Source organism: Rhodanobacter sp. DHB23 (assembly GCF_014842975.1).
In the GTDB taxonomy this organism is placed as follows: Bacteria; Pseudomonadota; Gammaproteobacteria; order Xanthomonadales; family Rhodanobacteraceae; genus Rhodanobacter_A.
Window position 1 is genome coordinate 15,318 of sequence record NZ_JACYXK010000029.1, and the last position, 14,080, is coordinate 29,397.

Below are 14,080 nucleotides of genomic sequence, written 5' to 3' on the forward strand. Positions count from 1 at the left end.
GCTTTCACCCGATCCCCGGAAACACCATGAGCAACGACGACGTCACCCAGCAGCAGGCCGAGGAAGCCGTGCGCACCCTGCTGCGCTGGGCCGGCGAGGATCCCGCACGCGAAGGCCTGCTCGACACGCCCAAGCGCGTGGTGAAGGCCTACCGCGACTGGTTCTCCGGCTACGGCGAGGATCCGGCCGACTACCTCCGGCGCACCTTCAAGGAAGTCGAGGGCTACGACGAGATGGTGGTGCTGCGCGACATCGAGTTCGAGAGCCACTGCGAGCATCACATGGCGCCCATCGTCGGCCGCGCCCACGTGGGCTACCTGCCGACCTGCCGCGTGGTCGGCATCAGCAAGCTGGCGCGCGTGGTGGAAGGCTATGCGCGCCGCTTCCAGGTGCAGGAGAAGCTCACCGCGCAGATCGCGCACTGCATCCAGGAGAACCTGCAGCCGGCGGGCGTGGCGGTGGTGATCGACGCCAGCCACGAGTGCATGACCACCCGCGGCGTGCACAAGCGCGGCGTGTCGATGGTCACCAGCCAGATGCTGGGCGCGTTCCGCGACGACGCGCGCACGCGCGCCGAGTTCCTGCAGTTCATCGGCATCCACGGCGGGATGCGCTGAAGCATGCCGCACCGCTGCCGATAACCGCTGCTTCCCCCGCAGCCACCATCCCGGCTCCGGCCCCGCCACTCCGGATAACGTGCGCATCGATCTGGCCACCATCGCCCTGTTCGGCGCCCTGCAGGCGCTGCTGCTGGCGCCCCTGCTGCTCGCCGCCACGCGTGCCTACGCCGGCGTCGCCCGCACCAGCCTGCGCATCTGGGGCACCGTCCTGCTGCTGCAGGTCGTCGGCTGGGCGCTGATGGGACTGCGCGGGCACGCCAGCGACTGGCTGTCGATCGTGCTCGCCAACGGCGTGCTGATGGTCGCCTATGCCGAGACCGCACGCGCGCTGCGCCTGCTGCTCGGCGCACCGCAGCGCCTGGCCCTGCTGGTGGCGATCGGCCTGGCCGGCTGGCTCGGCATCGCCTGGTTCGGCGTGGTCGCGCCCGACTTCCGCATGCGCGTGTACATCGCCTCGCTGGCGCTGGGCGCCTACCTGCTGTTGCTGGCGTGGCCGTTGCGGCATGCGCTGCAGCGCGGCGGTTCGACGGCGCAGCGGGTGATGCTGCTGGTCCTGCTGGGCACCCTGGCGGCCTGGATCGCCCGGCTGGTCGAGCTGGCCACCCAGCCCGCCGACGCCGGGCTGCTCAGCTATTCGCCGGCCAACGCGGCGCAGATGATCTACAGCGCGGTGGAACCGGTACTGGCCAGCATCGGCTTCCTGCTGATGTACAACGAGACGGTGCAGGCCGAACTGCGCCGCCTGGCGCGCACCGACCCGCTCACCGGCACCTTGAACCGCCTGGCGCTGGACGAGGAATCCCTGCGGCTGTTCCGCGCCGCGGATCGCCCCAACACGCTGGCCGCGCTGATCATCGACGTCGATCACTTCAAGCGCATCAACGACAACTTCGGCCACGTCGCCGGCGACCGCGTGCTGGCCGCCCTGGCCGCCGGCATCCGCTGGCGGCTGCAACCGCCGGCCGTGCTGGGCCGCATGGGCGGCGAGGAGTTCCTGGTGCTGCTGCCGGACACGGGCGTGGCCGAGGCCATCGCATTGGCGGAACGGCTGCGCGCGGCCATTGCCGCCATGCCGTCGGTGCCCGATGCCGGGATCGCAGGCGTCACCGCTTCCATCGGCATTGCCGCGTACCGGTCCGGGGATGCCAGCGTGGACGACCTGATCCAGCGCGCGGACCGCGCGCTCTATGACGCCAAGCGCGCCGGGCGCAACCGCGTCGTCGCCGCCGTCGGCGACGCCTCGCCGGTGCAGGCCGACCCGATGGCGTCCCCGGCGCCATCGTCCGTGCCCGAAGGGCGTTAGCACGCACGTGGCGCCACATCCTGCGTCCCGGTGGCAGGCCACGCACGCTCGACCTCGACGCGGCCACGTGGCATGCCGCACACTGCCGCGCATGCCTTCCGCCACGCGCCACCTTCGCCACTTCCCTGCCGCGCTGTGCCTGTTGCTGCCACTCGTCGCGGCGGCACAGGATTCGCGCGATGCCTACCTGCGCCAGTTCGACACCGACGGCAACGGCTGCGTGAGCGAATCGGAATACGTGGCCTACATGAGCCGCGGCTTCGAGCAACTGGACCGCAACCACGACGGCGTGCTGGAACCGGACGAGCTTCCCGGCGGCCACGGCAAGCCGGTGACGCTGAAGGCATGGCAGGACAACCTGCGCCGCCAGTTCCACAAGCTGGATCGCCATCGCAACGGCTGCCTGGACGCGCAAGAACTCACGGCGCCGCCGGGCTGACATTCCGCCGCAGGCCAGGCCGCAACGCGCGGCGATGCGCTATCGTTCCGCGTCTGCCGTCACCGCACATGCCATGAACCAGCCCACTGCCCACACGCCGCGCCACCAGGCCGCGCTTGCCTTCATCTTCGTCACCGTGATGCTGGACATGCTGGCGTTCGGCATCGTCATCCCGGTGCTGCCGCACCTGATCGAAGGCCTGATCGGCGGCGACATCGCCAAGGCGGCATCCTGGGTGGGCTGGTTCGCCGCCTTGTTCATGACCATGCAATTCGTGTTTTCCCCGGTGCAGGGCACGTTGTCGGACCGCTTCGGCCGGCGCACGGTGATCCTGATTTCCAGCTTCGGCCTCGGCGTGGATTTCATCGTGATGGCGCTGGCGCCGACGCTTTGGCTGCTGTTCGTGGGACGACTGTTCTCGGGTGCCTGCGCGGCGAGCTTTTCCACCGCGAATGCCTACATCGCCGACATCGTGCCGAAGGAGAAGCGCGCCGCCGCGTTCGGCATGCTGGGGGCGGCGTTCGGCATCGGCTTCATCATCGGCCCGGCGCTGGGCGGCTTCCTCGGCCACTGGCATCTGCGCCTGCCGTTCTGGGTGGCCGCATGCCTGTCGCTGCTCAACTTCTGCTACGGCTTCTTCGTGCTGCCCGAATCGCTGCCCAAGGAACGCCGCTCGCCGCGCTTCGACTGGCGCCACGCCAACCCGTTCGGCGCGGTGGTGCTGCTGCGCCGCTACCCGCAGGTGTTCACGCTGGCCGCGGTGTTCTTCCTGCTCAACCTCGCGCAGTTCTCGCTCAACTCCACCTACGTGCTGTTCATCCAGTACCGCTTCGACTGGGGTCCGCAGACCGCGGGCTACACGCTGGGCCTGGTCGGCGTGTGCAGCGGCCTCGTGCAGGCGGTGCTGGTGCGCCGGCTGATGCCGAAGCTCGGCGAGCGGCGGATGATCCTGATCGGCCTGCCGCTGTGCGTGCTGGGCTACCTCGCGTTCGGCCTCGCGCCGACGCCATGGCTGTTCCTGCTGGCGATCCCGGTGTTCTGCCTCGGCGGACTCGCCGGACCGCCGGCGCAATCGATGATGACCCACCAGGTCGATCCGCACGAACAGGGCCGCCTGCAGGGCGCGCTGACCAGCCTGGCCAGCCTGGCCGGCATCTTCGGCCCGGCGATGTTCGCCAACCTGTTCGCGCTGTTCATCAGCGACCACGCGCCGGTGCAACACCTGCCCGGCGCCGCCTTCGTGCTGGCCGCCCTGCTGCTGGTCGCCGCCACGCTGGTGGCGATCCGCGCCACACGCCACGCCGCGCCGGCGTTCACGGCCGCCCCCTCTTCCCCCGAACCACTGGAGCACATCCCATGAGCCTCTCCATGTACCAGGCCTCCGTACCCGTCTTCGTCCGCGCGCTCACCAACCTGCGCCACGTGCTGCAGAAGGGCGAGGCACACGCCAGGGCCAAGGGCGTCACCGACGCCGTGCTGCTGCAGACGCGCCTGATCCCCGACATGCTGCCGCTGGTGAAGCAGGTGCAGATCGCCTGCGACATGGCCTGCCGCGGCACCGCCCGCCTCGCCGGCGAGGAACCGAAGAGCTTCGAGGACAACGAAGCCACGATGGCCGAAGTGCTCGACCGCGTCGATCGCGCCATCGCCTACGTGCAATCGTTCAAGGCCGGATAGATCGACGGCAGCGAAGCCCGCGCGATCCAGCTCAAGATGCGCAACGGCGAACTGAACCTGGACGGCCAGTCCTACCTGCTGCAGTTCATCCAGCCCAACCTGTATTTCCACTGCACCACCGCCTACAACCTGTTCCGCGGCATGGGCGTGGAGATCGGCAAGACCGATTTCACCGGCGCGCTTTGAAGGGCGACTGCCCTCCCGTCTTCGGGACGCAGTGAAGGGAAGAGCCATGGATGGCTCTGCCTTGGGCGATGAGGGAAAGGGGTGGGAACCACGACGGGTTTCCACTTCCGCAGACTGCTCCACCAGCAACGGGTTTGCTGGCCCCAATGCAGACTCCCCGGCCAGCATGCGCCGCCCTACTCAAACCGGAGTTTGTCGGATACGCTGCGCCGGCGTGCAATGCGCATCCAATGGGGACTTCAAATATGGACAAACTCGTTTATGGAAACGAGCGGAAGCTGCGCGCGATCGCGCTGGTGCTCTCGGCACTGATCTGGCTGGCACTGTTGGTGGCCACCTTCGGCATCGTCCTGATCTACGTCCCCCTCATCGCACTGTTCCTGCTGGCGGCCCACTCTGCGCTGATTGCGCATCTGCGAGGAAACGGCATCCGCATCAGCGCCAGACAGATGCCCGATCTCCACGACCGCATCTCCGCCTGCTCCAGCAAACTGGGCATGCCGGTTCCGGAGGCCTATCTGATCAATGGCAGCGGCGTTCTCAATGCCTTCGCCACACGATTCCTCGGGCGCAACTTCGTGGTGTTGCTGTCCGACATCGTTGACAGCATGGACGACCGCCCGGAGGCGCTCAATTTCTACATCGGCCACGAACTGGGCCACATCCGCATGCACCATCTGACGTGGGGGAAAATCCTCGCGCCCGCACTGTGGCTGCCACTGCTCGGGGCGGCATATGCACGGGCCCGTGAATACACCTGCGACCGTCACGGCCTCGCCGTGTGCGCGCAACCCGAAGACGCCCAGTACGGCCTCGCGGCGCTGGCTGCCGGCAAGCGACGCTGGCGCCAGGTCGACCTGGAGGAGTACAGCCGCAGCGCCGCCGAACGGCCGGGGTTCTGGATGTCGCTGCACGAACTGAGCAGCGATTACCCGTGGCTCAACAAACGTCAGGCCTGGCTGCGCGCAATTGCCGGACAAGGCAAGCCAAGGCTCGGCGGGCGCAATGTCTTCGCCTACCTGCTCAGCCTGTTCTTGGCACGCATTCCAGGGCTGGGGCCATTCGGCGGCATCGTCATGGTGTGCTACGTGGCCATTCTTGCGGCCATCGCCATACCTGCCTATCAGGACTACATCGTACGTACCGAGGCGACCACGGCGTATGTAGACACCGCACCGTACCGGGAAGCGGTGGTGCGCTACGCCACCGTCCAGCACCAATGGCCCGAATCGCTGGACCAGATGGGCATGGCGCCATTCGCTGGCGATAAAGCCGTGTCGTCCATTTCGCTGGCTCCGCAAGGCGTGTTGATCGCCACCCTTGTAGCCAAACCGCATGCGGCACCGCTCACTCTCGAGTTGTCACCCTATGTGCAGAATCACGCCGTCCTTTGGTCCTGCGGCGGCGACATTCCGTCAAGGCAACTGCCAGTGGCTTGCCGCCAGCCGCCCAAGTAACCGAGCCCGACCGGGTGCCCGCAGGAGATGCGGGCACCCCGCCTTTCCAAGCCTGGCGCGACAAAGCAACTCCGCCGCCGGCCGAAGCAGCATGTGAAAATGGGAGCCTCTCCTACAACTGCACCGCGCATGCTGCGACTGACCGACATCAAGCTCCCACTGGATCATCCTGCGGAGGCCTTGCCCGCCGCGATCCGCGCAAAGCTGGGCATCCGACCCGAGGCACTGCGCGGTTTCAGCGTGTTCCGCCGCGGCTACGACGCGCGCAAGCGCGGCGCCATCGCGCTGATCTACACGCTGGACGTGGACGTGGCCGACGAAGCCGCGCTGCTGGCGCGCCATGCCGCCGACCGCCACGTGCAGCCCACGCCGGACACCAGCTACACCTTCGTGGCGCAGGCGCCGGCGAAGCTGGAGCACCGGCCCATCGTGATCGGCTTCGGCCCCTGCGGCATCTTCGCGGCGCTGATCCTGGCGCAGTCGGGCTTCCGCCCCATCGTGCTGGAACGTGGCAAGGCAGTACGCGAGCGCACGAAAGACACCTGGGACCTGTGGCGCAAGCGCGAGCTGCACCCGGATTCCAACGTGCAGTTCGGCGAGGGCGGCGCAGGCACGTTCTCCGACGGCAAGCTGCACAGCCAGATCCGCGACACCCAGCACCACGGCCGCAAGGTGCTGACCGAGTTCGTCGAGGCCGGCGCGCCTGAGGAAATCCTCTACGTCAGCAAGCCGCATATCGGCACCTTCCGATTGGTGACGATGGTGGAAAACATGCGCGGCACCATCGAGGCGCTGGGCGGCGAGATCCGCTTCGGCCAACGCGTGGACGACCTGCTGGTGGAAACCGGTGCGCACGGCGAGCGCCACGTGCGTGGCGTGCGGCTGGCCGACGGCAGCGAACTGCGCAGCGACCACGTGGTGCTGGCGCTGGGCCACAGCGCGCGCGACACCTTCGAGATGCTGCATGCGCGCGGCGTCTACGTGGAAGCCAAGCCGTTCTCGATCGGCTTCCGCATCGAGCACCCGCAGTCACTGATCGACCAGGCGCGCTTCGGCCCGCAGGCCGGCCACCCCATCCTCGGCGCGGCGGACTACAAGCTGGTGCACCACGGCAAGGATGGACGTTCCGTCTACAGCTTCTGCATGTGCCCCGGCGGCACCGTGGTGGCCGCCACCAGCGAACCGGGCCGCGTGGTCACCAACGGCATGAGCCAGTACTCGCGCAACGAGCGCAACGCGAACGCGGCGATCGTCTGCGACATCACGCCCACCGACTACGCGCCCTACGGCGAGGGTCCGCTGGCCGGCATCGCGCTGCAGCGGCACTGGGAATCGCATGCGTACGCGCTGGGCGGCGGCGACTACAGCGCACCGGGCCAGCGCGTGGGCGATTTCCTCGTGGGCAAGCCCTCGCGCGCCTTCGGCGACGTGCTGCCCTCGTACCAGCCGGGCGTGCACCTCACCGATCTTTCCACCGCGCTGCCCGACTACGCGGTGGCGGCGATCCGTGCCGCGATCCCCGCGTTCGACCGCCAGATCCGCGGCTATGCGCTGCCCGACGCGATGCTCACCGGTGTGGAAACGCGCACCTCGTCGCCCGTGCGCATCCGCCGCAACGACGACGACTTGCAGAGCCTCAACACGCGCGGCCTGTATCCGGCCGGCGAAGGCGCGGGCTATGCGGGCGGGATTCTTTCCGCCGCGGTGGACGGCATACGCGTGGCGGAGGCGGTGGCGCTTTCGATCGCCAACGATTAAGCGGAAACACTGTAGGAGCGCACCCTGTGCGCGATGGCTCCGATGCTTGATCGGAGCAAAAGCATTCGCGCACAGGGTGCACTCCTACAGGCGCGTCATTGCCACTCGACGCGACCGACCACGCGCCCGAGCGCGGCATCCATCTTCTTGCACAGCTTGGGCGTGCCGTTGACCAGCACGGGCTCGGCCGCGGGCTTGAGCATGGGCACGTCCATCAGCGAGTCGGTGTAGGCGACCTGCCATGCGCGCACGCCGTGCGCGGCCAGCGCCTTGAGCTTGTTCGCGCCGATGTTGTGGAAGCCGGTGCGCATGCCCGACCAGCCGGGGCGCAGCCGCGAGGCGAGCAGTTCGACATCGCCCAGGCCCAGCTGTCCGAGGATGCCGCCCACCAGCGCCTGTTCGCAGCCGGTCACCACGATCACGCGGTCGCCGGCCTGCTGGTGGCGGCGCAACTGGCGCAGCGCGTCGCGGTTGAAGCGGCGCGAATGCTGCACGAGTTCGGTCGCGCAGGCCTGGGCCTGCGCACGGTAGCGTTGCTCGCCGGTACCGAACAGCGCGACATGCACCAGGGTGCGCAGGGCGAGCCGGCGCGAGAACGGCAGCACCAGCAGCAGCCACGGCAGACAGGGCAGCACCAGCAGCCGGCGCCACCACGAACGCCGGTAGCGGCTGCGGATGAACAGCCCGAACGCGTCGCCGTGCAGCAGCACACCGTCGAAGTCGAACAGCACCACGCGCGGCGCGGGCAAGCCGGCATCGGCCGTCGCGGACGGCGGCGCATCCCCTGTCTGCATGGACATTACTTCGTACCGAACAGTCGCTTCAGTTCCGCGCCCGGGTCCTCGGCGCGCATGAAGGCCTCGCCGACGAGGAAGGCGTGGATGCCGCCTTCACGCAACTGCGCCACGTCCGCCGGCGTGCGGATGCCGGACTCGGCCACGAGGACGCGGTCGTACTCCATCAGCTCCTGCAGCCGCAGCGAGGTCTCCAGCGAGGTCTCGAAATTGCGCAGGTTGCGGTTGTTCACGCCGATCAGCGGCACCGGCAATGCCAGTGCGCGTTCCAGCTCCTCCTCGTCGTGCACTTCGCACAGTACGTCGAGGTCTAGCTCGGCGGCCTGCAGCGAGAGCTGCAGCAGCACGTCGTCGTCCAGCGCCGAGACGATCAGCAGCACGCAGTCGGCGCCGATCGCGCGCGCCTCGTGCACCTGGTACGGGTCGATGATGAAGTCCTTGCGCAGCACCGGCAGCGAGCACGCCGCGCGCGCCTGCTGCAGGAAGGCCTCGCTGCCCTGGAAAAAGTCGCTGTCGGTGAGCACGGAGAGGCAGGCCGCGCCGCCCTTCTCGTAGCTCTTCGCGATGGCGGCCGGGTCGAAATCGGGCCGGATCACGCCCTTGCTGGGGCTGGCCTTCTTCACTTCGGCGATCACCGCGGGCTGGCCGGCGGCGATCTTCGCCTCGATCGCCGCGGCGAAACCGCGCGTGTCGGGCAGGTCGTGGATGCGCGCGGCGAGTTCGGCCAGCGGCAGGCGCGACTGGCGTTCGGCGACTTCTTCCGCCTTGCGGGCGAGGATGCGGTTGAGGATGTCGGTCATGGCACTCGGGGGGATGCGGGGGCCGGAGCATCGTGGCGGCGCAAACATCGCCGCGCCGTCAAGCTATCACAGCTTGTCGGCCAACCGTTGCGTCGCTGCCACGAAGGCCTGCATTTTCGCACGTGCGGCGCCGCTGGCAATCGTCGCGCGCGCCAGCGCGATGCCCTCGGCGATCGAGGCGGCCACGTTCGCCGCGTACAGCGCCGCGCCTGCGTTCAGACAGACGATGTCGTGCGGCACGCCGCGCTCGCCGGCCAGCGCCTGCTCCAGCATCGCCTTCGACCCGGCCACGTCGGCCACGCGCAGGTTGCGGCTGGAAGCCATCGCCAAACCGAAGTCCTCCGGCTCCACCTCGTACTCGCGCACCACGCCATCGCGCAGCTCGCCGACCAGGGTGGCCGCGCCCAGCGAAATCTCGTCCATGCCGTCGCGGCCCCACACCACCAGCGCGCGCCGCGCGCCGAGCTGCTGCAGCACGCGCACCTGGATGCCGACGAGGTCGGGATGGAACACGCCCATCAGGATGTTCGGCGCGCCGGCCGGATTGGTCAGCGGCCCGAGGATGTTGAACAGCGTGCGCACGCCCATTTCCTTGCGCACCGGCGCCACCACCTTCATCGCCGGATGATGGTTCGGCGCGAACATGAAACCGATGCCGGTCTCGGCGAGGCACTCGGCCACCTGCGCGGGCTTGAGGTCGATGCGCGCGCCCAATGCCTCCAGCACGTCGGCGCTGCCGGACTTCGACGACACGCTGCGCCCGCCGTGCTTGGCGATGCGCGCACCCGCCGCCGCCGCCACGAACATCGAGGCGGTGGAGATGTTGAAGCTGGACGCGCCGTCGCCGCCGGTGCCCACGATGTCGAGCAGGTGCGCGTCGTCGCCGCCCACCGGCACGCGCTCGGCCAGCTCGCGCATCACGCGCGCCGCGCCGGTGATCTCGCCCACGGTCTCCTTCTTCACGCGCAGGCCAGTGACGATGGCCGCGGTCATCAGCGGGCTCACCTCGCCCGCCATGATCTGGCGCATCAGCGCGATCATCTCGTCGTGGAAGATCTCGCGGTGCTCGATCGTGCGCTGCAGGGCTTCCTGCGGCGTGATCGTGATGGCGCGCCCGCTCATGCCGCCAGCTTCCGCTGCGGCAGGCCGAGGAAATTCGCCAGCATGTCGTGGCCGTGCTGGGTGAGGATGGATTCGGGGTGGAACTGCACGCCCTCGACCGGCAGGGTCCTGTGGCGCAGGCCCATGATCTCGTCGAGGCTGCCGTCCGCGTTTTCCGTCCATGCGGTGACTTCGAGGCAATCCGGCAACGAGCCCTGCTCCACCACCAGCGAGTGGTAGCGCGTGGCCTCGAACGGATCCGGCAGCCCGGCGAACACGCCCTGGCCGCGATGGCGCACCGGCGAAGTCTTGCCGTGCATGATCTGCTTGGCGCGGATCACCTTGCCGCCGAAGGCCTGGCCGATCGCCTGGTGGCCCAGGCACACGCCGAACACCGGGATCTCGCCCGACAACCCGCGCAGCACGTCCAGCGACACGCCCGCATCGTCCGGCGTGCCCGGTCCGGGCGAGATCATGATGTGCGAAGGCTTGAGCGCGCGGATGCCCGCCACGTCCAGCGCATCGTTGCGCACCACCTTGACCTCCTGCCCCAGCTCGCCCAGGTACTGCACGAGGTTGAAGGTGAAGCTGTCGTAGTTGTCGATCATCAGCAGCATGGCGGGCCTGCGGGCAGGACGGCGCGGCGACCGTCGGGGATTTCGCAGTATAACCGGCCAAATCGCGGGCGTCGGCGCCGCCTTGCAGCGGCTTCAGCGCGTCCCGTTCCGCGGCGCCAGCATCCCGGCGGCGATGCCGGCCCCGGCCAGATGCGCCGGCAATGCGCGGCCCAGCGCGAGGTACGCGCAGGCCTCGCCCATCGCGGCGCTGGTCTGGATGCCGTAGCCGCCCTGCGCGGCCACCCAGAAGAAGCCCTCCGCGTCCGGCGCGAAGCCGCCCACCAGGTCGCCGGTGTCGCCGACGAAGCTGCGCAGGCCGGCCCAGCTGCGGGTCGGCCGGTTGATCGTCATCGTGGTGGCCTGCTCGATGCGGTCGATGCCCAGCGCGATGTCGAGATCCTCCGGCTGCACGTCGTGCGGCGGCACCGGGTCGGCGTTGGCGGGCGAACCCAGCAGCAGGCCGGCGTCGGGCTTGAAGTAGAAGCTCTCTTCCGCGTCGATCACGAAGGGCCAGTGCGAAGTGTCCAGGCCTTTCGGCGGCTCGAACAGGAAGGCGGTGCGCCGCTTCGGCTGCAGGCCCAGCGGCACCACGCCGGCGAGGCGCGCCACTTCGTCCGCCCATGCACCCGCGGCGTCGAGCAGCAGCGGCGCGCGATACACCGTTTCGCCGCAATCAACTTGCCACTGACCCTGTTCGCATCTGATCGACCGGATGGCCACATCGACGCGCAGCGTGCCGCCGCGCTGGCGCAGGCCGCGCAGGAAGCCCTGGTGCAGTTCGTTGACGTCGATGTCGGCCGCGCCGGGTTCGAGCATGCCGATCTGCGCGGCTTCCGGTTTCAGCACCGGCACCATCGCCTGCACTTCGGCGGCGTCGAGCAGGCGCAGGTCGGGGATGTGCACGCGGTTTTCCTCGTACATCCTGCGCACGTCATCGGCTTGCTCGGCACTGCCGATCACCAGCGTGGGGCGCTGGGTCAGAATGGGATGTTCGGCGAAGCCTGCCGGCGGATGTTCGAGGAACGGCCGCGTGGCGCGCGACAGCGCGCGCACCTGCGCCGAGCCATAGGTCTCGCTGAACAATGCCGCGGAGCGGCCGGTGGAATGCATGCCTGGCCAGGCCTCGCGCTCCAGCACCAGCACGCGCGCGTGCGGCGCCATGAACCATGCGACCGAGGTGCCGGCCATGCCCGCGCCGATGACGATGGCGTCGAAGTCGTTCGCCTGCATGTTCAATCCTGTTTCATTTCGCCTTCCCCGTTCACCGGGGAAGCGTTGGAGGTGTCGTTGCGCGACTGCCGCGCCACCACGCTGGTCACGGTGAGGTCGGCGGTGACGTTGCCCAGCGTGGCGAACACGTCGGGCAGCGCGTCCACCGCCAGCATCAGGCCCAGCGGCGCCACCGGCACGCCCATCGCCTGCGCCACCGGCAGGTTGGTCGCCATGAAAGTGACCTGGCCGGGCAGACCCACCGACCCCAGGCTGATCACCACCGCCAGCGCCGCGCCTGCCACGAGCTGCGCCGGCCCCAGGTGGATGCCGCTGGCCCAGGCGATGAAGCAGGCCGAGGCGATGTACTGCACCGGACTGGTGAGCCGGCACAGCGACACCGCCATCGGCAACGCCAGCGCGGTGACCTGGGTCGGGTAGCCGAGCCGACGTTCCGCGCTCTCCAGCATCGCCGGCAACGAGGCCAGCGAGGACTGCGTGCTGGCTGCCACCGCCTGTGCCGGCGCCAGCGCGACGACGAAACGCCGCAACCGTTCGCCACCCCACAACACCGCCACCGGCAGCATCAACACGGTGACTGTGAGATGCAGGACGATCTCCAGCAGCACGAACACGCCCAGCGCGCGCACCATGCCCAAGCCGACGCGCGCGCAGACGGCGAGGATCAGTGCGAACACGCCCAACGGCGCCAGCCACAGCACCCAGCGCACGATCGCGATCATCGCGTCGGCCATGGCCTGGAAGAACTCCACCAACAGGGCGCGCCGCGCCGGCTGCAACTGCGTGAGCGCGAAGCCGAGGAACAGCGCGAACACCACCAGCGGCAGCATCGCGCTCTGCGCCGCGGCCATCAGCGCGTTGCTGGGCACGATGCCCTCGAACCAGTCGGCCCAACCCGGCGCGGCGGCCACCGGTGCATTGGCGGCGTGGCCGCTGAGCACTTCGCCCAAGGCCGGGTTGTGCGGGAACAGCGCCAGCAGCGGCGGTGCGAGCAGCGCGGCGACCGCCGCGCCGAGCGCGAGCACCACGATGATGGCGACGAGAGTGCGCCGCGCAATGCGCCCGGAAGCCGCCGCATCGCTGGCCGTGTTCACGCCCACCACCACCAGTGCCAGCACCAGCGGCACCACCGTCATCTGCAAGGCGTTCAACCACAGGTGGCCGATCGGCTGGGCAACATCCGCCGCCCGCACGGCCCAGCCCGGAGCCCAGGTGGCAAGCACCAGACCGGCCAGCGCGCCGGCCGCGAGGCCCAGCAACACACGGGTGGTGGCGCTCATTGGCCCGCCCCCACGCCGGGCAGCTGCCACGTGTGGCGCAGGCGCGCGTATTCGTCCTGCGGCAGCAACACGAACACCGGGTGCTCCTGCGGCTTCAGCCACGCCAGCAGGCGCTGCATGGTGCCGGGCGTCATCGCGGTGCAGCCGGTGGTGCCCGTGGTGGGCGACGACCACAGGTGCGCGAAGATGCAGCTGCCGCCGTGCGCCACGCCGTCCGGGTTGTGCTCGATCACGAAGCCGATGCGGTAGGCCTGGTCTCCATGGAAATGCAGGTCGCGCCGCATCGGCTCGCTGGAACCCTTGAGCGCCGCTTCGCCGACTTTCGCCGTATCGGCAATGCGGTTGTAGAGCGGCGTGCCGCTGACGTCCATGCAGTAGTCGGTGGCGCTGAGCGCGAGGTACGGCATCGCCGTGTCGGTGTACGCCGCGTAGCCGAAGGTAGTGCCGATGCGGAACACACCCGCCGGGCTGCGGCCATCGCCTTCGTGCTTCTGCGGGCCGTCACTTTCCCGCGGGCTGAGGCCGAGACCCCAAGCCGAACCGCTCTGGCCGATCACCACTGGCTGCGCCTTGCCCACTTCGTGCCACGCGCCACCGTGGTCACGCTGGTAGGTGCGCAGCGTGCCCTCGATGGTGTTCCAGTCAGGCACGGTGACCAGCACCATCTGCCCGGCGTTGGACCAGGCGGCGGTCGGATCATTCGCGGCGACGGCGTTGCCCGCGAGGGCCAGTCCGGCGATCAGCAAGGGGATGAAGGGATTACGCATGACAGCGATGACTCCAACGAAAAGCCCCTCTCCCCAACCCCTCTCCCGCTT

13 protein-coding genes and 1 pseudogene are annotated in these 14,080 nt (G+C 69.1%); 7 read left to right on the plus strand and 7 right to left on the minus strand.

The genetic code is table 11. From position 1 onward, the window contains the following. Positions 1-26: 26 nt before the first annotated feature. From folE to IHE47_RS14890, 7 genes and pseudogenes are all read left to right on the plus strand, one after another. Positions 27-617, plus strand: a complete 591-nt coding sequence (folE, locus tag IHE47_RS14860; RefSeq protein ID WP_192107260.1) for a GTP cyclohydrolase I FolE — start codon at positions 27-29, stop codon at positions 615-617. 79 nt (positions 618-696) lie between these two features. Next, positions 697-1,923, plus strand: coding sequence for a GGDEF domain-containing protein (locus IHE47_RS17995; protein ID WP_192107262.1), 1,227 nt, complete (start codon positions 697-699; stop codon positions 1,921-1,923). A gap of 91 nt (positions 1,924-2,014) precedes the next feature. Further along, positions 2,015-2,362, plus strand: a complete 348-nt coding sequence (locus IHE47_RS14870) for a hypothetical protein (RefSeq protein ID WP_192107264.1) — start codon at positions 2,015-2,017, stop codon at positions 2,360-2,362. Between the two features lie 73 nt (positions 2,363-2,435). After that, positions 2,436-3,722, plus strand: a complete 1,287-nt coding sequence (locus IHE47_RS14875) for a TCR/Tet family MFS transporter (protein ID WP_192107266.1) — start codon at positions 2,436-2,438, stop codon at positions 3,720-3,722. Further along, positions 3,719-4,225, plus strand: a pseudogene (locus IHE47_RS14880) (DUF1993 domain-containing protein). The gene IHE47_RS14875 and the pseudogene IHE47_RS14880 overlap by 4 nt, the downstream one beginning before the upstream one ends. Before the next feature lie 245 nt (positions 4,226-4,470). Continuing rightward, on the plus strand, positions 4,471-5,682 hold the full coding sequence (locus IHE47_RS14885; protein ID WP_192107268.1) for a M48 family metallopeptidase: 1,212 nt from the start codon (positions 4,471-4,473) through the stop codon (positions 5,680-5,682). A 129-nt stretch (positions 5,683-5,811) separates the two neighbouring features. Further along, a complete protein-coding gene (locus tag IHE47_RS14890) occupies positions 5,812-7,440 on the plus strand; it encodes an NAD(P)/FAD-dependent oxidoreductase (protein ID WP_192107270.1) in 1,629 nt (542 codons plus the stop codon). A gap of 95 nt (positions 7,441-7,535) precedes the next feature. On the opposite strand, the gene IHE47_RS14895 is transcribed toward IHE47_RS14890, so the two are convergent. From IHE47_RS14895 to IHE47_RS14925, 7 genes are all read right to left on the minus strand, one after another. Beyond that, positions 7,536-8,240, minus strand: a complete 705-nt coding sequence (locus IHE47_RS14895) for an HAD family hydrolase (protein WP_343227490.1) — start codon at positions 8,238-8,240, stop codon at positions 7,536-7,538. Beyond that, positions 8,240-9,034, minus strand: a complete 795-nt coding sequence (trpC, locus tag IHE47_RS14900) for an indole-3-glycerol phosphate synthase TrpC (protein WP_192107273.1) — start codon at positions 9,032-9,034, stop codon at positions 8,240-8,242. The genes IHE47_RS14895 and trpC overlap by 1 nt, the downstream gene beginning before the upstream one ends. Before the next feature lie 66 nt (positions 9,035-9,100). After that, positions 9,101-10,156, minus strand: a complete 1,056-nt coding sequence (gene trpD / locus IHE47_RS14905; protein ID WP_192107275.1) for an anthranilate phosphoribosyltransferase — start codon at positions 10,154-10,156, stop codon at positions 9,101-9,103. Then, complete coding sequence (locus IHE47_RS14910) at positions 10,153-10,752, minus strand: aminodeoxychorismate/anthranilate synthase component II (protein ID WP_192107276.1); 600 nt, start codon at positions 10,750-10,752, stop codon at positions 10,153-10,155. The genes trpD and IHE47_RS14910 overlap by 4 nt, the downstream gene beginning before the upstream one ends. A gap of 93 nt (positions 10,753-10,845) precedes the next feature. Next, positions 10,846-11,982 (minus strand): FAD-dependent oxidoreductase, encoded by a 1,137-nt coding sequence (locus tag IHE47_RS14915; RefSeq protein WP_192107278.1) that lies wholly within the window; start codon positions 11,980-11,982, stop codon positions 10,846-10,848. 2 nt (positions 11,983-11,984) lie between these two features. Beyond that, positions 11,985-13,262 (minus strand): cation:dicarboxylase symporter family transporter, encoded by a 1,278-nt coding sequence (locus IHE47_RS14920; RefSeq protein WP_192107280.1) that lies wholly within the window; start codon positions 13,260-13,262, stop codon positions 11,985-11,987. Then, positions 13,259-14,029 (minus strand): hypothetical protein, encoded by a 771-nt coding sequence (locus IHE47_RS14925; RefSeq protein WP_192107282.1) that lies wholly within the window; start codon positions 14,027-14,029, stop codon positions 13,259-13,261. The genes IHE47_RS14920 and IHE47_RS14925 overlap by 4 nt, the downstream gene beginning before the upstream one ends. Positions 14,030-14,080: the final 51 nt, after the last annotated feature.